General features: G+C 29.7%; 1 pseudogene. It reads left to right on the top strand.

The features are described from left to right. Positions 1–367 precede the first annotated feature (367 nt). Positions 368–636, top strand: a pseudogene (locus TY19_RS07880) (hypothetical protein); the annotation flags it as partial.

The raw sequence follows: 636 nt of genomic DNA, 5'->3' as shown, positions 1-636 counted from the left end.
AGTGGTTTCTGAAGTATTATGTCACATATCGCGAGTTTTTTTACATTTTCAAAAAAATTGTCCTGTACAGAAGGTTTATAAATTATAAACAATACAAGCTAAACTATAATAATTTATGACCAATTTATTGCATGATCTTATCATCTCGTGGAATTAAAGCATTGTAGATTAAAAACTAAAGATTCTATATTTAATCCCGATTGATTTTTAATTAATTTTTAATAGCCCTTCATTGATAAAATAAAACTTCCTTTTAAAATTTGACTTCCTATTTTAATTTATTAATATTGCCATAATTTTTATCTATACATCATAATTTTAAAATATCTATAAATTAAAATTTATTTCACTCATTGGGAAGGTCATTTTGCATATTTCTAATTTTGGGCTTAATTCTGGTCATCTTGTCCACACAACGGTTCCTTCTTACTATCCTCTTCAAGATATTAACGACCCTCTTGTAGATGAGAATAATCCCTTAGTCAATCCCTTGCCCAATATAGAGAAAATTAGTGCACTAACGATTCCAGCTCCCGTCGCTCTTTCACCTTCATCTGAAGAAATTCAACTGAGCTTTCAAGAGGGAACTTCTCTGAACATTTCTCATTCTCAGCTAGCTTTGTTAAGGGAAAAATC

The organism is Candidatus Protochlamydia sp. R18, assembly GCF_000648255.1.
GTDB classification, from domain to species: Bacteria; Chlamydiota; Chlamydiia; order Chlamydiales; family Parachlamydiaceae; genus Protochlamydia; species Protochlamydia amoebophila.
This window is presented reverse-complemented; position numbering and strand designations above follow the sequence as displayed.